Raw genomic sequence first — 19395 nt, 5'->3', positions numbered from 1 at the left:
GCAAGAGCTAACTTGGGTTAAAACTTTTAAAAGCTACCCCCTTTCAAATTAGCAAAAAATAGCTTATATTAACTATGCTGATTATAATTTCAGCTATGGTAATAAATTGGCAATGCAATAAGCCTATTGGACCCGGGGGCGGTACCCGGCGCCTCCACCAAAAAGTTATTTATGGGGGCGAAACAGGATCGACAAGGGTCTAAAGATTGTACTTTTACTCGGCATTGTACCGCCGTTATCGGGCTAAACTTGTAGTTGCAAACGACAACTATGCAGGAGCTGCTCTCGCTGCTTAGGCAGTGCGAAAGCTCAATTATGAGTCTTAGATCTTTGCAGGTTTAAGCGGGGCCTGGGGGCGCCTGGCAACAGAAGCCCCCGCCGAGATTTATATATTTGTAAAGGCAGTAGAATGGCAGATGATCTTATACGTTATGATATTTTAGTAAAAGATGCTCTGCGAGAAGTCATACACAAGGTTTTGCTAGAGGTTTCTATAGCAGGATTACCTGGCGACCACCATTTTTTTGTTACTTTTTTAACCACGGCTCCAGGCGTCAAAATCTCTTCCCGGTTAAAAAAGCTTTATCCCTCTCAAATGACTATAGTTATACAACATCAATTTTGGGATCTTATCGTAAATGACCTACAATTTGAAATCAATCTTTCTTTTAGCAATATAGCGGAAAAATTGGTAGTACCTTTTGCTGCTATACAGTCTTTTTACGACCCACAGGCCTCTTTTGAAGCAGCGTTTGATTTACCAGATGTCGCGCAAGAAACCTCTCAAGCCCCCAGTCCAATTACAACAAAATCACGCTCTTCGCTAAGTAACTTCGCATCCGGCAATCCTACAGCTAATACAGAAAAGCCTAATAAAAAAGCGCAAAGCGAAAATATAGAAACAACAGAGAAAACCCCCGCCGCTAGTAATCCAGCACGTGTAGTTTCTCTAGACGATTTCCGTAAAAAAAGAGATTAACAGTTAAAATTATTATGGCCAGGAAACAAAAAAGTAAACCTGACTATATTTCTATACTTAATCCGACGCAGCAAGAAATTGTTGAAAATACCGAGGGGGCTTTATTGGTATTAGCTGGGGCTGGTACTGGTAAAACTAAAACCTTAACCACAAGAGTAGTACATATTTTGCATACTGGTCTGGCACAGCCAGATGAAATTTTGTGCGTTACATTCACCAATAAAGCTGCGAAAGAAATGAAGCTGCGCATAGAGGCTTTGATTGGCGCCGATGTAAATAATATGACCTGGCTTGGAACGTTTCATGGCATAGGCGCAAAATTTTTACATCGTCATGCTCAGCTTATCGGATTAAAAAATGATTTTACCATCATTGATAAAGACGATAGAAAAAAAATATTAAAAAAAATTCTTGAAACAACGGCAATAAAAAATGAAGACATTGTTAGAAAAACAATTGCTGATAACATAGAATTATGGAAAGGTAGCGCGCTTTTACCAACCGAAATCAGCGAAGCTGTCATTAAAAGTCCAAAAACTGAGGCCGCGCCTTTTTTAACCCTAGATTTTATACGCAATGTTTACACAATTTATCAACAAACATTAAAAAATATGAATGTTTGTGATTTTGGTGATTTGCTGATGTATACAGGAAAAATTCTACAACACAATCCGGACATCTTATCTTATTATCAAAAAAAATTCCGCTATATATTAGTGGATGAATACCAAGACACAAACCTAGCACAATACTTATTCTTAAATCGCTTAGCAAGAAGAACAGATGGCTCCGCTCCAAATATTTGCTGCGTTGGCGACGACGACCAATCTATTTATAGTTGGCGCGGCGCTAATACAGAGCATATGCTACGCTTTACTAAAGATTTTCCAGAGGCAAAAATAATTCGCTTAGAGCGCAATTATCGCTCTAGAGATCACATATTAAATACAGCTAATCAGCTAATAGCAAAAAATGCAAATCGCTTAGGAAAACAGCTATATCCAAACCAACCTACACAGCATAACGCAAAAATATATTACTACGAAGAGCAAACCGGAGAAAATGAAGCCGACCGAATTGTAGAAATTATAACTAGACTGCATAGTAATGGCCAAGCGCTTAACGACATGGCTGTCTTAGTGCGATCACGTATGTTGCTAACTGAATTTGAGGGACATTTTACAAGAGCACAGATAAAATACCGGCTCGTAGGCAGTAGTAATAGAAATGACAAAAAGGAAAACAAAGATTTACATGCTTATTTAGCTTTGCTTATGCACCCAAATAACAATTTAGCCTTTGAGCGTATTATTAATACTCCGCGCCGTGGTCTAGGAAAGACAAATTTACAAAAAATACGATTATATGCCGAAAATCACCAGCTTTCGCTATATGCAGCTTTAGTTGAAATGGTCGAAGCTAAAGCTTTTCCTAGCAAACTAAACGAAACTTTAAATAAATTTATCCAAAATTTTAAAGATTGGTCCGATTTCATGAAAATTGCTAGTGTAAAAGAATTAGCGATTAACATTTTGGACAAAACTGGCTATAAAGATATGCTTCTCGACAAAGATCCTGAAGGAGAAAAAAAGCTACAAAACTTGAATAATCTGATAAATGAAATGGCACATTATGAAAGTTTAAATGTATATTTAGAAGCCATTAGCTTACAAATAGAAAATACTGAAACCGATAACCTAGATGCTGTAAATTTAATGACTATGCACGCGGCAAAAGGGCTAGAGTTTGAAACAGTATTACTGCCAGGTTGGGAAAAAGACTTCTTTCCATTTTTGCACAGAGGTAATGACATAGAAGAAGAACGCAGATTGGCCTATGTAGCTATAACACGCGCCAAAAACAACATTTATATAACCTATGCCAAGCTTCGCTATATCTATGGCAAATTGCACCTGACAGGAGGAAGGTCAAATTTTATAAATGAATTGCCTTCTGAATTATTACAACATAAAGAGAACATACCATTTGCAAAACCAAAAACTAAAATAAATATCCATTATCGGCATAATTTTCAAATCGGCGATCGCATAAGTAGCAAGTTAGGCTTCGGCACAATCGTAGACATCGAAGGCGATAAATTAACAGTGGATTTTGATAATGAAGGAAAAAGACCTGTAATGGCAAATTGGGCAAAATTTGTAAAAGATTAAAAATATATTTGCTAGCCTACATAATTTTTGCTATCATACAGCTTGCCGATTAATTTTATAGGCTAGCGTAATGAAAGCTTTTTTTTCCTTTATAATTTTAACACTGCTATTTATAACAGCTGTATATTTTTACAATCAACATCATCAACCTGGTCCAGTAGGAGGTGCTTTTACTCTGATCAGCTCTAATAAACAAATAGTCACAGAAAAAGACATAAGGGCAAAGCCAGCTGTAATTTTCTTTGGCTATACCATGTGCCCAGATGTATGCCCAACTACTTTATTTGATATGCAACAATGGATAAAAGCCTTGGGTAATGATGCAGATAAATTAGGTTTTTGGTTTTTCACCGTAGACCCTGAGCGCGACACACCTGAAATTATGAATGAATATCTCAGCAATTCACCCAAAAATATCATTGGCGTAAGTGGAGATCCTGCAGAAGTCCGTAAAGTTATAAAAAACTTTAACATCGTGGCGATAAAAGTCCCAGGAGAAAATAAAGATTACTCTTACGATCATACAGCCGCAGTTATATTGTTACACAAAGGTGGGCGCTCCTTTGGCATCATACCATACCAAGCAGATATCGGCGCTAATAGTGAGCGCGGTAATATTGGCCTAGATAAATTACGCCAACTCATAAAAGAAGACACACAATAATATGCAGCAAGCCAGGTTATATAGCGAAATTCAGGGGCCAGCGGCAAAGGAATATTTCGACAAGCTTACCCAACTTTTTGAAGAAGAAGGACTGCCTGTTGCCATAGTCGAGATATGTGATTCTAAGCAGCTTTATGAAATTTCCTTATACACCAACGAAACAGAATTAGAGCTTGTGAAGCAAAAAATGTTGCAGCTACAACTAACACTACATCTGGCCATAATCGTACAAATCGAAATCTTACCAGATATAGACTGGGTAAAACATTCGCTGCAAGGCCTAAAGCCAGTAGAGACAGAAGCTTTCTTTATTTATGGGGAACATCAGCGTGATAAAATACCACCACATAAATTACCCATAGAAATAGAAGCAGGTCAAGCTTTTGGTACGGGCCATCATGCCACTACAGTAGATTGCCTAAAATTTTTAGAATATTCTATTCCAGTAGTTAAGCCAGAAAAAATCTTAGATATTGGTACCGGCAGCGGCATTTTATCTATAGCAGCAGCAAAATTAGCAAAAAAATTAAACATACATACCCAAATTACTGCTAATGACATAGATCCTGTTGCAGTAAAGGTAGCCCTAGAAAATATCGAGTTAAACAATGTAAAAAGTTCGATAAGGATATACCACGCAGATGAGCAAGATATAATTAAAAACGCAGCCCCATTCAATTTAATAGTTGCAAATATTTTAGCCAGCCCCTTAATACATCTTGCTCCAACGATAAGCAATATTATAGCCCCTAACGGTGCATTGATATTATCCGGTATATTAATTAGCCAAGCAGAAAAAATCGTAGAAATTTATAAGCAACACGGCTTCGCTTTAGAAAGTCAACTATATACAACAGAATGGGCTAGCTTATATTTTCGTACTATATCCCAAAAAAATGAGGCCAACGATGTTTCAGTCCTTTTCCATTAATAGCGATGCTAGCAAGAGCAGAGAGCGTATAAATGCACTACGGGCATTAATGCAAAGTAAAAATATAGATGCATATTTCGTACCCTTATGCGATGAACATCAAGGGGAATATATTGCGCCTTACGCGCAACGCCTACAATGGCTAACAGGATTTACTGGCTCAGCTGGCATGGCGTTGATACTAAAAGATGCAGCCATTTTTTTTACCGATGGGCGTTATCAATTACAAGTGCGCAGCCAAACAGATGCAAGCCTTTTTACTTACGAAGATTTTACTATAGTCTCGCCTATAGCTTGGCTAAAAGCTAACGGCACTGGATTAAAACTAGCAATAGATCCCTGGTTGCATACAATACAGCAAGTTCAACAATTAAAGCAGCAGCTTAATGAACAAAATGGTGAGCTTATCTGCATAGCAGAAAATTTAGTGGATGCTATATGGCTCGAGCAACCAGAAAAGCCACATACCGCTGTAAAACAACATGATGTAAAGTATAGCGGCAAACCCGCACAGGAAAAAATCAAAGAACTGCAGCAAACACTTATCCAAAGCCAAAAAGAAAATCTTATCTTAACCGATACGACATCTATAGCCTGGTTATTTAATATACGGGGCAACGATGTCGATCATACACCTATAACTTTAGCCTTTGCTTGTGTAGAAACGCAAAATAAACCAAGCCTTTTTATCTCCTCCAAGAAACTCCAACCACATGTTACAGCTTATTTAAGTGATATTTGCACGCTATATGATGCAGATAATTTTATAGACTATATTAAAAATAAAGCAGCCTCTGGTGCCTTATTTAGCCTGGATCCACAAAGCTGCTGCGAAAAAATACATGAAACTATTATCGAAAATGGTGGCAAAATAAGCTTTGTATCAGATCCAATAAAATATGCAAAGGCCCTTAAGAATCCTACAGAGATTGCAGGTGCAAAAAAAGCCCATATACGCGATGGCGTTGCGCTAACCCGCTTTCTTTGCTGGTTATCAAAACAGGAAATAGAACAAATTACGGAAATAGATGCTGCCAAAAAGCTTGAAGAACTACGTATAGAAACGGCCAAAAAATTTGGTAGCGAATTACAGGATATCTCTTTCGACACCATCTCCGGTGTAGGACCACATGGGGCTATTATTCATTACAGAGTAACCGATGAAACCAATGCCAAATTTACACCAAATACGCTATATTTAATTGACTCTGGCGGCCAGTATCTAGACGGCACCACAGATGTAACGCGCACCATAGCTCTTGGAGAAGTAGGAGATGAAGAAAAACGCTGCTTTACATTGGTACTAAAAGGCATGATAGCTTTAACAAAAGCCTGCTTTACGACCAATACCACAGGAGCCCAGCTAGACATATTAGCCAGATATCATCTATTACAACACGGCTTAGACTATGCTCACGGTACAGGCCATGGTATTGGTTCATATTTAAGCGTACATGAAGGGCCACAAAATATCTCACGCCTAAGCCATCAACCTCTATTAGCTAGTATGATTATATCAAACGAGCCAGGTTATTATAAGGCTGGCGCATTCGGTATTCGTATAGAAAATTTATTACTTATAAAAAATAAAGAAAAAAACGTAAATGCAGAAATTGAAACGTTAACTTTTGAAACGTTAACGCTGTGTCCAATTGACAAAACACTAATTGATAACAAAATGCTAGAACTGAGTGAAATAAAATGGCTCAATGATTATCATGAAGCTGTATATGCTGAAATCGCACCACATCTAGATATAGAAGAGCAAGAATGGCTGTTAGCAGCCACCAAATCGCTCTAGTCACTGATTAGCGCGCTCCATTCTTCTTCATCTATTACTTTGATGTTGAGCTCTTGAGCTTTAGCAAGTTTTTTTCCTGCATCTTTACCGATAACCACTAAATCGGTATTTTTACTTATAGCATTAGCCGTACGGGCTCCATGCTTTTGCGCTTGCGCCTTTGCTTCTTCACGCGACATATGTTCTAAACTACCAGTAAAAACTATCACCAACCCAGAGATATTACTACTAGTAGTTACGATATTCTCTTCATCAACTACCTGAACTTCATTTAACAATTTATCTATAATTTCTAAATTAGGCGGCTGACTATAAAAATAAGCAATTGATCTTGCAACCATTTCGCCTAGGCCGTCTATTGCCTCAATTTGCGGCCAAGCCGTTTGAGCTCTAGCATCTTTATCAAACGCCTCAAAGCTCTTATACGTTTGAGCTAAACGCTTTGCACTAATTTCACCACAATGCCGTATACCTAAGGCATATAAAAATCTGCTAAAAGTAATTTTTCTGCTATTATTGATGGCTGCAAAAAGCTTTTTTATAGAAACCTCGCCAAAGCCATCGATATTCTCTAATTTAGTAAGTGATGCTTTTTGTCGCTCCTGCAGAGTAAAAATATCACTAACATCACGGATAGCCAATTGCGGATCTACAGCATGATAAAAAAACTCTATTTGCTTTTGGCCTAAGCCTATTATATCAAAAGCACGTTTAGAAACAAAATGTTTTATACGACCAACCGCTTGTGACGGACAATAAAGCCCACCTGTGCAACGCCGTATGGCTTCACCATCTTCTCGTATGGCCAAGCTACCACATGCAGGACAATAATCCGGAAAAACAAAAGCATGGCTAACTTTTGGCCGCTTCTGTAATAATACATCAAGTACCTGCGGAATAACGTCGCCAGCTCGCTGTACTAATACACTATCTCCAACCCTGATGTCTCGACCATCTCTTATTATAGCACCATCATTACCAATGGCTTTAATGTAATCTTCGTTATGAAGGCTAGCATTAGTAATAACAACGCCCCCTACTGTCACTGGTTCTAGTCTAGCCACTGGCGTCAGAGCACCCGTACGCCCTACCTGTATATCAATGGCCTTAATAATAGTAACAGCTTTTTGCGGCGCAAATTTATGCGCAATAGCCCAACGCGGCACGCGGGATATATCCCCAAGTCGTTTTTGTAAGGCAAAGTCATTAATTTTATAGACAATTCCATCTATATCATATTCTAAATTTGGGCGTTCTACTTCAATAAAATTATAATATTCTATCAACTCCTCTTCACGCGTAAATAATCTAGCAAGAGTATCAGTAGAAAAACCAAACTTTTGGTAACACTGCAAAAGCTCCATTTGTGAGCTAGCTATATTTTCACTAATTTCACCCAATCCATACGCAAAAAATGCCAATTTACGAGTTTGAGTAATAGCGCTATCCAATTGTCGTAAAGAACCAGCTGCTGCATTACGAGGATTAGCAAATATTGCCTTGCCTTCTTCTTTTTGTTTTATATTTAAAGCTTGAAAATCCGCGCGTCTCATATAAACTTCTCCGCGCACCTCTAAAATTCTCGGAGCCGAGGGTATTTGCTCTGGAATACCGCGAATAGTTATAGCATTTGCGGTAACATCCTCCCCTATAATGCTATTTCCTCTGGTAGCAGCACTTGCTAAAAGACCATTTTCATAACGCAAAGATAAAGAGAGTCCGTCTATTTTGGGCTCAGCGATAAAAGCTAGCTCTATATTTTCATCCAATTTTAAAAATTTACGCGTTCTAGAGATAAAATTAAACACATCTTGCGTACTAAAAGCATTATCTAGCGAAAGCATACGCACCTTATGCGTGACTTTCGCAAACCCTTTCAAGGGCTCCGCACCAACTTTAGCGGACGGAGAATCACTACGAATAAACTCCGGAAAATACTTTTCAAGCTGTGCATTTCTCTTACGCAGCTCATCATATTCTGCATCGCTTATTTCTGGACTATCTTGCGTATTATATAAATAATCATGATGGGCGATTAGCTTGGCTAAACGTGCCAGCTCTGCTTGAGCTTGCTGCGGCGTTAAGTCTTTTATGTTTACCATAGCAGAAGCTCCTTAGCCTGCAGCTCGCAGAATTTTCGCCGTAGCACGCGCCTGAGGCGTAACCTCCCTAGCCGACAACATACGCGCCAATTCCTCTATGGCCTCCTCTTCTTGCAATGCCTGCACTTTAGTAACTAAACTATCTCCACCTACTACCTTTTCTTTTGTAATTAAAAAATGCTCACTAGCTTTAGCAGCAACCTGCGGGGAATGCGTTATAGATAATATTTGCATACGACGCGACAATTGCAACAACCGCTCCCCAATAGCCGCGGCAACAGCACCACCAACTCCAGCATCAACTTCATCAAACACCAAAGTTGGTATAGAGGTTTTATTGGTTAATACCATTTTTAAAGCTAATAAAAAACGCGCTAACTCTCCGCCAGAAGCTATCTTCATCAAAGGACCAGGCGCCGTGGTAGGATTAGTTTTTACCCAAAATTCAACTTCATCTATACCCTTAGCCGTAGCCTTATTAGTATCCGTTTCTAGCTTAACTATAAATTGTGCATGCTCTAGTTTTAGTCCTCGCAATTCTTGACTCAAACGTTGTTCTAAATCTTTAGCCGCCAAATAGCGTTTTTGAGAAATTGCATGAGCAAATTTATGATATTCATTTTTAGCTAACTCTATTGCGCCCAACAGCTCTATTTTATCAGCCTCCTGCTTTTCAATTAAAGCAAGTTGAGCTTCTATCTGCTCATATAAATTAGGTAGCTCATCTACTGAGATTTTATATTTACGCGAGGCCGCTCGCAATGCAAATAAGCGCTCTTCTAAAAGCTCTAGTTCTTTAGGATTAAAATCTATAGAGCGCATAGTTTGCTCTATAGTATCTTGCGCAAATGAAAGTGCATTTAAAGCTGCATCAAGATGTTGAATTATTGGATCCAACTGCTCCGGCATTTGATCACGTTTTCTCTCCAACAGCCGTAACAGATCTGCAATTCGCTGTACTGGGGAATTATTGTCTATCAAGAGCTCATTCGCGTGTGTTATGTCAGTCGCCATTTTTTCATAGCGCATCAAAGTAGCACGACGAGAACTTAATTCTTGTTCTTCGCCCATTGTAATGTTTAAAGTCGCTAATTCTGTAGCAGCAGCTTGCAGATAATCTTGTTCCCGCTTAGCTCGCTCTAGTGCCTCTTCCTGTTCTGTCAATCGCACTTCTAATGCTTGCCATTGTCGATAAAAATCTTCTAAAATACAATATTCACTGCTCACATCAGCAAAATCATCTAAACTGCGCAAATGTGCAGAAAGTTCTAAAAATGCTCGCTCAGCATGCTGTCCATGCAGCTCTACCAAATGCCGACCAATATTACGCAAAAGAGCTAAACTCACTGGTTGATCATTAATAAAAGCTCGGCTACGACCATCTTTTGTTTGCAGACGCTTGACAATAAGTATGTCTTCAGCATCTAAGCCATTTTCATTAAGCATAGTAGTAATGATAGATAAATTAGAAACATCAAAATTTGCGACAACCTGACCAGTTTCAGCGCCCATACGAACAAAGTTAGCGTTTGTACGGGCGCCAAGAGCAAACATCAAAGAATCTAAAATTATGGATTTACCAGCGCCTGTTTCACCGGTAAATACCAAAAAGCCCTTACCAAAATCCAAGCTTAACTTATCTATCAGAACTATATCTTGTATAGAAAGCCGCAAAAGCATAAAGGGCCATACCTTACCTTAGTGGCTAAATACTTTGTATAGCCATGACTGTTTATTATAGTCCATTGAAACATGGCCTTTTTCTAATAGCAAATAAGCATTTTTATACCATAAACTATTTGGATAATTCTTACCCAATAATATTGCTGCTGTACGAGCTTCTAATGTAAGTCCAAGGGCATAATTTATTTCTACCAAACGATACAATGCTTCTTCAATAACAGCAGTATCACTATAGCTTTCAACAACTGTGCGGTATCTTTTTAAAGCCGCAATATAGTTTTTTCTCTCTTGATAGTAGCGACCCACTCGCATTTCTTTTTCAGCCAACTGCTGCTTTGCAAAGCGCATTTTAACCTTGGCATCGGCAGCATAGGATGAATTGGGATAATTTTTTATTAAATTATCCATAGCGACGATGGTAAGTTGTGCGTTTTTTTGGTCAAAGCTAATATCTGGTATTTGTTTAAAATAAGACAAACCTATCAAATAATTGGCATAAGCAGCATCTTTATCCTTTGGATATTGAGCCAAATAACGCTGCGCAGCTTCAATAGCTTCTGGATATTTATTATTAGAATAATTAACAAAACTTTCCATAACTAAAGCTTTTTTACCCCAGCTAGAAAAAGGATGCTGTGTTTCTACCACCGCAAATTTCTTTGCAGCTTCATCAAAGCGATGGGCTCTGAAATTCGCCAACGCCTCATTATATACTATATCAGCTCGCTCTATCTTTTGTTGTTGAGCTATCAAATCTACATTTTTCTTACTTGCACAAGAAGTTAGAACCATCAAGCTTGCAGAGAACAAACATGCATACTTTAAGCCAAGATGCTTCCTTTTTATAACAGCAACCATATTAATCATATCCTATATTAAATTACACGCAACGGAAAAAATAGACAAGCTAATCTAAAATTTTAAACGATCAGGCTATTTTACTCATTTCCATCAGTTTTTCAACTGCTTTGAAATTTAAACTATGCCCACTACAAAAAGAATGAAAAATACCTTTGAATCTGTGTCCTATTAGAGCAGTATCGCCAACAGCATCGAGCAGCTTATGCCTAACAAACTCATTTTCATAGCGCAAGCCAGAAGCATTTGCGATGCTCCCCTGAGTGTCGATTACTACAGAATTCTCCAAGCAAGACCCCAAGGCCAAGCCGCTAGCCCATAACATTTCTATATCCTTGGCAAAGCCAAAGGTACGGGCTGATGCAATTTCTATAGAAAAATCGTCTTTGGCCATATCATAAATCATTTGTTGGCGGCCTATTATCGTACCCGGAAAATCAATAGTTACATCAAAGACTGTGCCATCATAAGGCAAAAACTCTGCAAAACCATACTCTGATTCTACTCGGGATTTCTGTTTTACAACAAAATAACTTCTCGGTTCTTGTTTTACTAGTCCTACCTTGGCAAAAGAATCTACATAAAGCAAAGCCGAGCCATCTAATATAGGCACCTCTGGCGCAGAAACCTCTATAAATAAATTATCGATAGACAAACCAACTATAGCAGCCATAACATGTTCTACAGTTCTAATACTTATCTGATCAAGACCGCTACTACACAAAGTAGTGCACAAATTAGATACCGATACATTCTTGTAATTGGCCTGAACTTCAACGCCTTTATAAATAAAAACCACCCCCGTATTAGCCGGAGCTGGAGACACCTTTAAAACAGAAGGCAGCGCACTATGCACGCCATGTCCACTAAAAGTAACAGTACTAGCAATAGTTTGCTGCAAATCAGCCATAGCGTATGTTATTCCTAATTAGTTAGCTCGTCGGCGTAAAAAAGCTGGTATCTCAAGTTCATCAACCTCATCGACCATAGCTTGTTGCGTTTTTATATAGGCAGCATGATTATTAATCGCGCTTTGCTTTATACTACTAGCTACTGATGGATATTCCTGCGACATAGCAACAGGCACAGCCGGCTCTAATTTTGCTGTTGGATAATTTTCTGCTTTTGCCTTAAAACGCTGGGTGATTCTTTGCCACAAACTACGTGGCTGCGATGGTGGCTGCACACCTAACTTAGCGTTTTCAAAACTATGACGGACCATAGGTGAAAAATCATCCAGCTGCGGCATATTAATTTCTGGTTTAGCTATATTCTGTAATTTTAACTCTACCTCTGCCAAAGTGTGCGCAGATTCTTCAAACGTTGCTGGCTCAAATAAATCTTCTGCTTCTAAATTAGCAATTGCTGTTTTGATATTAGAAGCAACCGGAGCTTCATCTTCAATAGCCGACATTACATCAATAACGCCATTGGGGGTAGCTTGCTGTGGAACAGTCGGCTGCGCTGGCTTAACAAAAATACTCCTAACCGCAGCCTGAGTTTGCACAGAATTAGCCATGTTAAAAGAAGGCTTCGGCGCTTCATCAGGCGCAATTGGCACAGCATTATTGCCCGAATTAGATCTAATTGTTTTATCTGGTGTTCCGCCATATGGCGAATGGCGCCGATCCATATTATTAGTAATACCAGTAGCGACGACAGAAACACGCAACGTGCCCTCTAAGCTCTGGTCGTCAATTGCCCCAAATATTACATCTGCCTCTGCATCTACCTCTTGGCGAATACGATTAGCTGCCTCATCAACCTCAAACAACGTCATATCATGGCCACCAGTAATGGAAATCAACAATCCACGCGCGCCATGCATAGAACTCTCATCTAATAATGGATTCGCTATAGCAGCCTCCGCTGCTTTTAAGGCGCGCCCTTCACCACTAGCTTCCCCGGTACCCATCATTGCACGTCCCATATTCGTCATTACAGAGCGAACATCGGCAAAATCTAAATTTATCAAGCCTTCCTTTACCATCAGGTCTGTAATAGATGCAACCCCAGAATAAAGCACCTGATCTGCCATACTAAAAGCTTCAGCAAAAGTAGTTTTTTCATTGGCTATACGAAATAGATTTTGATTCGGTATAACTATCAAAGTATCTACACATTCTTGCAGTTCTTTAATACCATCTTCGGCTGTTTTCATACGACGCAAACCTTCAAAGTCAAAAGGTTTGGTAACCACACCAACAGTTAAGATTCCTTTTTCCTTAGCAGCTTTTGCAATCACCGGAGCAGCGCCAGTACCAGTACCGCCACCCATGCCAGCCGTTATAAACACCATATGATAATTTGACAAATGCGCTATAATTTCCTCTTCGCACTCTTCTGCTGCAGCACGACCCATTTCTGGCATAGCGCCAGCACCAAGACCTTGGGTAACGGCTGCTCCTAACTGAATAAGCTTAGGGGCACGCGACATAGATAAAGCCTGAGCATCTGTATTCGCAACAACAAAATCTACCCCTTGTAGGCCAGCATTTATCATATTATTTACCGCATTGCCGCCGCCACCGCCGACACCAAAAACTGTAATGCGTGGCTTAAGCTCAGTTATATCTGGACGTTGCAACTCGGCTATCATATTCTATATCCTTCCAAACTCATTATAAATTAATTTTTCCATAAATTTTAACCTAACTAAGCATTTTCATAAAATTACGGCCCCACCTACCTAGCTGCTTTAACTTGCTATTTGCACGGCCATTATTATCAGAAAATTTTAAACTATAAATATCATTAAACCCAACATATTGTGGGTATACCAAAAGCCCGACAGCAGCAGCATACGCGCTAGTTTTTGCAAAACTTGGTAACCGCGATACACCCAAAGGACGACCCAGTCTAGTCTGCATGGCAAATATTCTTTGCGCTAAACTTGCCAAGCCTGGTAATTGCGCCCCACCACCTGTTAACACCAAAGATTTATCTGCCATTTTAGTATAATTAGCAATCAATAATTGCTCTTTTACCATATATAAAATTTCTTCTGCCCGGGCGGTGATTATCCCAGCTAAGCCTTCATAAATAGCAGAGGAATTCACGAGGCCCTGCTGCTTTTTCAACGCATCTGCCGAGTCATAGTCAATCTTCAAGCCACGAGCTATGTCATAGGTAATATGATCGCCACCAACTGGTACTGAGCCAGCATAAACCAGCCGCTTTTTATTATATACCGAAAAACTAGTGGTTCCAGCACCTATATCAAGACACACAGCTCCCAATTCAGCCTCATTATCCAACAAGACAGCCAAAGAACTAGCCAAAGGAGTACAAACTACCGCTTCAACATCCAACATCGCTCTAGATAAACAGAGCTCTAAATTTTGCAGGGCTGCAGCATCTACACTTAAAACATGTGAATTAACCGCCAAAGATTTGCCAATCATAGCAAGAGGACTATCAACAATATGATCATCTAACTTATAATATATGGGCAAAGAGTGTATAGGTAAACGTGATTCCTCATACGACTGCACTACCACTTGCTGTAATAGCTCGTGTAAGCACTTTTTGCCAATAATTTCACCAGATAAAGGTATTTGTGCCTCTACCGCCTTACCAGATAACCTGCCAGCATTAATAGTTACTATTATAGAATCTACATTAACCTTTGCCATAGATTCTGCTTCTGCAACGGCAAGCCTTATAGCTTTTTCCGCCTGCATTATATCCATTATCAAACCAGATTTAATACCACTAGAGCGACGTATACCATAGCCTAATATCTCAGCCTTATATGATCTAGCATAAAGTTGCGAAGCGTTGCCACAATAGTTTAGCCTTGCGATAAGGCAGACAATTTTACTAGACCCAATATCCAAAACAGTTAAAATACGGTTAGGTTTGCCATCATGCGAACTTGGCCACTTAAATAGCATTCTGTACCGCCTGTTCTTGAACCTTGGAGGCCGAAGCTACAATTACAGAGCTGCCGCCTCGTAAATCTATAATGATGCCAGGTTTTTTTAGCAAATATGATAAGTATGAATTATTTAAAATTCTTTCCAAAGCTGGGACTACATCACTGGCAGGAAGCTTTACAACTGTACCATTATCTAAAAGCAAATCCCAGCGCCTATTTGCTACAAATCTATAGGCTTTAATTTTGCTAGCAATGGATAGCTGGCTGATTTGGCTGACTGCACAGATAGCCTCGCCATCTACATCTTGCGCTATAAGCAAAGGCATATTGCGAAAATCTGAGAAAGCAGGTAAAGCTTTAATGAATATACCGGATTTATCTACAAGAGCCAGGCCTGCCGCATGTTGCAAAATAGCATAGGGCTGCCGCTCAACAATATGTACATTCAAATTATTAGGATAAGATTTTTCTACTACTGCATCTTTAACCCAAGGAAAAGCTAATAAACGATTTCTAGCTTCTTTTGCATCATAACTTGGTAAAAAAGCCTTATGATTTATGCCCAAAATTTCTATTAATTGCTGTTGGGTAAAATGCGCGTTCCCTTGAACATTGAGATGGTCAACATAAAAACCAAATTTTTCGGTTAGGGTAGTTGTAAGGCCATCCCCATCAAATTTAACGGTAAAAGAGTAAATAGAGCCAATACAAAGCGTAACACAGGCCGTAGCAATACCTAAATATTTATAAAGCCAACGCCAATTAAAATTAGCTCTACGAAAACTAGCCGCAAAGTCATAATGCGGTAACTCTAGAGCTGGCATAGCAACAAGATTTTTTATAATTTGACTATTTAGCGCCTGCAAGATGCATCCTCCACTAACCAAAGCACTAAATCCTTAAAAGAAAGATCAGAAACTTTAGCAATATCCGGCACTAAAGATGTAGGCGTCATACCAGGCTGCGTATTGATCTCTAGCCAATATACTTTACCGGTTTCCTCATTAAATCGAAAATCCGATCGCGTTATACCACGACATCCTATAGCTTTATGTGCTACTAAAGACATTCTTTGCACATCTTGGTAAATATTTGGTAAAATTTCTGCTGGGCAAATATGTTTTGAGCCACCAACATCATATTTGGCATTAAAATCATAAAATTTATAGCCATGCTCCGGCAAAATTTCGCAAACATCCAAGACCTTATCGCCCATTACAACACATGTCAGTTCACGACCAGGGACATAGCGCTCTACCAACAATTCATCCCCATAACGCCATTGATTTGAATGCAGCAAAGCTAAGGGCACCGCATCCCCTTTCGCTACCATAACTATGCCGAAACTAGAGCCTTCATACACAGGCTTTATAACATAAGGCGGTTCCATCGGATGCTCTAAAGTTATAGATTTTCGATGCAAAACAACAGATTCTGCTACCGCAACATTACAAGCCGCCACCACGGATTTTGCACGAGCTTTATCCATAGCCAAAGCTGAGGCTAAAACACCAGAATGGGTATACGGTAAATTTAAATATTCTAAAATAGATTGCATTTTACCATCTTCGCCAAAAGGACCGTGCATAGCGTTAAACACAACATCAGGACTTTCGTAAGCCAATTGCTGCACAAAACTATCTGCTAAAGAAGAGTATATCCCAACATCGATTGTAGAAACCGCAAAGCCCATGCTTCTTAAAGCTTCTGCGCATAATTGACCGGAATTTAAACTGATCTCACGTTCATTAGACCACCCCCCCATCAAAACAGCTACTTTTTTTACCATAGCAAGGCACTTTCATTTGCAGATCAAAAATTGAAATATTAGTACAAAAAACACTGTAACGAATCACTAGATTTAACGCCTAATGAATCAAAGAATTGAACATGATGCAAGCGCTATTTGTGGAAAAGAAACGGTATTTTTAGTTAAGTTGAGACAAGATATTGAAAAGACTCAAATATTTATATTTCAATCAAAGGATTCTACGATTTTATTCAATTCAAAGCTACCAAAGCGCTCTATTTCCCACGTTAATTTTTTACCACTATGCTCATAAACTTTTTGTCGTACAATCTCACCCAACATTTCTAAATCATAAGCACTAGCTTGGTTCTCGTTTATCATGAAATTACAGTGCATTTCACTCATCGCAGCCCCACCAAAACGCAAGCCGCGGCAATTAGCCTCGTCTATTAACTGCCAGGCACTCTTCATGGCTAAGTTTTTAAATGTAGAACCGCCAGTTTTCTCGCGTACTGGCTGAGCTGACTCACGATGCTTTATAACCGATTCTATTTTTTGCTTTATTTCTTCTGCGCTAGATGGATATCCTTCTAACTCAGCATTTAAAAAAATGAATCGGTGCTTAACACCGCAGTGACGGTAGCTAAATTCCAATTCCTTATTGGTAAGCAACTGAATATTGCCAAATCTATCTACAGCTCGAACATTTACAACACGCTGTGCAGTTTCAATATCATTTGCTCCTGCATTCATAGCTATGGCACCGCCCAAATTACCAGGTATTCCACTATAAAAATGAAAACCACCAATACCAGACTGACAAGCTATTAAACTTAATTGTTTATCACTAACCCCACACTGTGCCGATAAAAGCGTAGGCGAAAGCTGTTTAACTTGTCCAAAAGCTTTCGCACCCAACTTAATTATAGCACCAGCAAAGCCACCATCGCGCACCAAAAGATTTGAACCTATACCTATAGTCCGTAGCGGCTCATTCTTTGGCCATATGTGCAAAAAACTTATCAAATCGGCCTCATCCTCCGGCTGAAATAAAAGTTTTGCCTTACCACCACTGCGAAACCAGACAATCTTTGCCATATCTGCTTCAAAGATTAATTTTCCGCGTAAAGCGGCTAGCTTTTTTTTTAATTCAGCTTGCATTGCTCCGCTCCGCTAGCTTAGCTGGCATGGTTGCAGCCCAATTGGTTATGTCTCCAGCACCTAAAAAAACTACATAATCATGCGGTTTTGCTATTTCCGCAACCAGAGATACCAATTGAGCCTGTGTATCTACTAAATAACATGGTTTTTTTATATGCTTAGATAGCTCTTTAGAATTTATATTTTCTATAGGCGGCTCGCCAGCAGAATAAACTGGCATCAATACCACAATGTCAGCTTGATCTAAACATTGGGCAAATTCATTAAATAAATCCTGTAGCCGAGTGTACCGATGCGGCTGAACCACTGCAATAATACGACCCTGACTGCTTTGTCTAGCCGCACTCAACACAGCTTGTATTTCTTTAGGATGATGGCCATAATCATCAAAAACCTCTATATCTTGCCAAGAGCCTATATAGGTAAAACGTCTCTTAACACCACTAAAATTTGCCAACCCTTTTTTTATTGCCTCTACACTTATACCGAGTTCCAAAGCAACAGCTATAGCAGCAGTAGCATTAGAAATATTGTGTATACCAAGCATTGGTAATACCAAATTTTCTATTTTTGATAAAAGCTTAGTTTTTTTATTGCGTATAACTATGTCAAATGACATTTGCAGCTTATGCGTAGAGCTAAAGCCGACTTGATTACCCTTCGGCAAAAAACAAACATCAGCTTCAGAATTGTGTCCATAAGTAATAATACGCTTGTTATGTATGGTCTGACTAAGCGCAGCTACTTGTGGATGATCTAGACATAATACAGCAAACCCATAAAAAGGAATATTTTCTATAAAAGAACGAAAGGCTTTCTTAAGATCCTCAAAACTTCCATAATGATCTAAATGTTCAGGATCGATATTAGTGACTATAGCGATATCCGCTGGCAATTTTAAAAAACTACCATCGCTTTCATCTGCTTCTACAACCATCCAATCTCCAGAACCTAATATAGCATTTGACCCATATTCATTTATAATCCCACCATTTATAATAGTAGGATCCGCACCGCCAGCAGATAATAAAGCAGAAACTAATGAGGTGGTAGTAGTTTTACCATGAGTACCACCTACGGCTATAGTTCGCCTAAAGCGCATGAGCTCTGCTAACATTTCTGCCCGCTTTACTATGGGCAACCCTTTTTCTTTTGCATATATATATTCTACATTATCCAATGGGACGGCACTAGAAACAACTACGACATCTGCTTGTTTAATATTATCTATCTTGTGGCCAATAAAAACAGGAATATTTTTCTGAAGGAGTCTGTGAACATTCGCATTATCTTTTTGGTCAGAACCCTGCACCTTATAGTTTAAATTATGCAATATTTCGGCTATGCCACTCATACCTATACCGCCTATACCGATAAAATGTATGATACCAATATTAATCGGCATTTTCATGCTT

At 39.1% G+C, this 19395-nt stretch carries 15 protein-coding genes and 1 other RNA gene; 6 read left to right on the top strand and 10 right to left on the bottom strand.

From position 1 onward, the window contains the following. Nucleotides 1–37 precede the first annotated feature (37 nt). The 6 genes from ssrA to QVL57_RS04495 all read left to right on the top strand — a co-directional run bounded on the left by ssrA (nt 38) and on the right by QVL57_RS04495 (nt 6546). Nucleotides 38–380, top strand: a transfer-messenger RNA (tmRNA) gene (ssrA, locus tag QVL57_RS04520). Between the two features lie 29 nt (nt 381–409). Then, a complete protein-coding gene (locus QVL57_RS04515; protein WP_290076062.1) occupies nt 410–979 on the top strand; it encodes a ClpXP protease specificity-enhancing factor SspB in 570 nt (189 codons plus the stop codon). A gap of 14 nt (nt 980–993) precedes the next feature. Beyond that, on the top strand, nt 994–3150 hold the full coding sequence (locus QVL57_RS04510; protein WP_290076060.1) for a UvrD-helicase domain-containing protein: 2157 nt from the start codon (nt 994–996) through the stop codon (nt 3148–3150). A 70-nt stretch (nt 3151–3220) separates the two neighbouring features. Then, nucleotides 3221–3814 carry an SCO family protein gene (locus QVL57_RS04505; RefSeq protein ID WP_290076058.1) on the top strand — a complete coding sequence of 198 codons (594 nt, stop codon included), beginning with the start codon at nt 3221–3223 and terminating at the stop codon, nt 3812–3814. A 1-nt stretch (nt 3815) separates the two neighbouring features. Beyond that, nucleotides 3816–4745: a 50S ribosomal protein L11 methyltransferase gene (locus QVL57_RS04500; protein ID WP_290076056.1), complete on the top strand. Its 930-nt coding sequence runs from the start codon at nt 3816–3818 to the stop codon at nt 4743–4745. Then, on the top strand, nt 4723–6546 hold the full coding sequence (locus QVL57_RS04495; RefSeq protein WP_290076054.1) for an aminopeptidase P family protein: 1824 nt from the start codon (nt 4723–4725) through the stop codon (nt 6544–6546). The genes QVL57_RS04500 and QVL57_RS04495 overlap by 23 nt, the downstream gene beginning before the upstream one ends. On the opposite strand, the gene ligA is transcribed toward QVL57_RS04495, so the two are convergent. The 10 genes from ligA to murC all read right to left on the bottom strand — a co-directional run bounded on the left by ligA (nt 6543) and on the right by murC (nt 19391). Next, entirely contained in the window at nt 6543–8648 is a 2106-nt protein-coding gene (gene ligA, locus QVL57_RS04490; protein WP_290076053.1) for an NAD-dependent DNA ligase LigA, read from the bottom strand. The two genes, QVL57_RS04495 and ligA, sit on opposite strands and share 4 nt — an antisense overlap. A gap of 12 nt (nt 8649–8660) precedes the next feature. Continuing rightward, on the bottom strand, nt 8661–10328 hold the full coding sequence (gene recN, locus QVL57_RS04485; RefSeq protein WP_290076051.1) for a DNA repair protein RecN: 1668 nt from the start codon (nt 10326–10328) through the stop codon (nt 8661–8663). 18 nt (nt 10329–10346) lie between these two features. After that, the gene (locus QVL57_RS04480; protein ID WP_290076049.1) at nt 10347–11189 is read right to left on the bottom strand and encodes an outer membrane protein assembly factor BamD; all 843 of its coding nucleotides are present in this window, start codon (nt 11187–11189) and stop codon (nt 10347–10349) included. Nucleotides 11190–11259: 70 nt separating this feature from the next. Beyond that, complete coding sequence (lpxC, locus tag QVL57_RS04475) at nt 11260–12099, bottom strand: UDP-3-O-acyl-N-acetylglucosamine deacetylase (RefSeq protein WP_290076047.1); 840 nt, start codon at nt 12097–12099, stop codon at nt 11260–11262. Between the two features lie 18 nt (nt 12100–12117). After that, entirely contained in the window at nt 12118–13788 is a 1671-nt protein-coding gene (gene ftsZ, locus QVL57_RS04470; protein ID WP_290076046.1) for a cell division protein FtsZ, read from the bottom strand. Nucleotides 13789–13840: 52 nt separating this feature from the next. Next, nucleotides 13841–15085, bottom strand: coding sequence for a cell division protein FtsA (gene ftsA, locus QVL57_RS04465; RefSeq protein WP_290076045.1), 1245 nt, complete (start codon nt 15083–15085; stop codon nt 13841–13843). After that, the gene (locus QVL57_RS04460) at nt 15075–15935 is read right to left on the bottom strand and encodes an FtsQ-type POTRA domain-containing protein (protein ID WP_290076043.1); all 861 of its coding nucleotides are present in this window, start codon (nt 15933–15935) and stop codon (nt 15075–15077) included. The genes ftsA and QVL57_RS04460 overlap by 11 nt, the downstream gene beginning before the upstream one ends. Further along, nucleotides 15923–16858: a D-alanine--D-alanine ligase gene (locus QVL57_RS04455; RefSeq protein ID WP_290076041.1), complete on the bottom strand. Its 936-nt coding sequence runs from the start codon at nt 16856–16858 to the stop codon at nt 15923–15925. Before QVL57_RS04455 ends, QVL57_RS04460 begins: the two co-directional genes overlap by 13 nt. 186 nt (nt 16859–17044) lie before the next feature. Beyond that, a complete protein-coding gene (gene murB / locus QVL57_RS04450; RefSeq protein ID WP_290076040.1) occupies nt 17045–17980 on the bottom strand; it encodes a UDP-N-acetylmuramate dehydrogenase in 936 nt (311 codons plus the stop codon). Then, nucleotides 17970–19391 (bottom strand): UDP-N-acetylmuramate--L-alanine ligase, encoded by a 1422-nt coding sequence (murC, locus tag QVL57_RS04445; protein WP_290076038.1) that lies wholly within the window; start codon nt 19389–19391, stop codon nt 17970–17972. The genes murB and murC overlap by 11 nt, the downstream gene beginning before the upstream one ends. Nucleotides 19392–19395 lie beyond the last annotated feature (4 nt).

The organism is Bartonella sp. TP, from assembly GCF_030406085.1.
In the GTDB taxonomy this organism is placed as follows: domain Bacteria; phylum Pseudomonadota; class Alphaproteobacteria; order Rhizobiales; family Rhizobiaceae; genus CALTWN01.
This window is presented reverse-complemented; position numbering and strand designations above follow the sequence as displayed.

Coding starts and splice junctions, on each gene's coding strand:
- QVL57_RS04515 (WP_290076062.1), top strand. CDS start 410: ATGGCAGATGATCTTATACGTTATGATATTTTAGTAAAAGATGCTCTG.
- QVL57_RS04510 (WP_290076060.1), top strand. CDS start 994: ATGGCCAGGAAACAAAAAAGTAAACCTGACTATATTTCTATACTTAAT.
- QVL57_RS04505 (WP_290076058.1), top strand. CDS start 3,221: ATGAAAGCTTTTTTTTCCTTTATAATTTTAACACTGCTATTTATAACA.
- QVL57_RS04500 (WP_290076056.1), top strand. CDS start 3,816: ATGCAGCAAGCCAGGTTATATAGCGAAATTCAGGGGCCAGCGGCAAAG.
- QVL57_RS04495 (WP_290076054.1), top strand. CDS start 4,723: ATGTTTCAGTCCTTTTCCATTAATAGCGATGCTAGCAAGAGCAGAGAG.
- ligA (WP_290076053.1), bottom strand. CDS start 8,648: ATGGTAAACATAAAAGACTTAACGCCGCAGCAAGCTCAAGCAGAGCTG.
- recN (WP_290076051.1), bottom strand. CDS start 10,328: ATGCTTTTGCGGCTTTCTATACAAGATATAGTTCTGATAGATAAGTTA.
- QVL57_RS04480 (WP_290076049.1), bottom strand. CDS start 11,189: ATGGTTGCTGTTATAAAAAGGAAGCATCTTGGCTTAAAGTATGCATGT.
- lpxC (WP_290076047.1), bottom strand. CDS start 12,099: ATGGCTGATTTGCAGCAAACTATTGCTAGTACTGTTACTTTTAGTGGA.
- ftsZ (WP_290076046.1), bottom strand. CDS start 13,788: ATGATAGCCGAGTTGCAACGTCCAGATATAACTGAGCTTAAGCCACGC.
- ftsA (WP_290076045.1), bottom strand. CDS start 15,085: ATGCTATTTAAGTGGCCAAGTTCGCATGATGGCAAACCTAACCGTATT.
- QVL57_RS04455 (WP_290076041.1), bottom strand. CDS start 16,858: ATGGTAAAAAAAGTAGCTGTTTTGATGGGGGGGTGGTCTAATGAACGT.
- murB (WP_290076040.1), bottom strand. CDS start 17,980: ATGCAAGCTGAATTAAAAAAAAAGCTAGCCGCTTTACGCGGAAAATTA.
- murC (WP_290076038.1), bottom strand. CDS start 19,391: ATGAAAATGCCGATTAATATTGGTATCATACATTTTATCGGTATAGGC.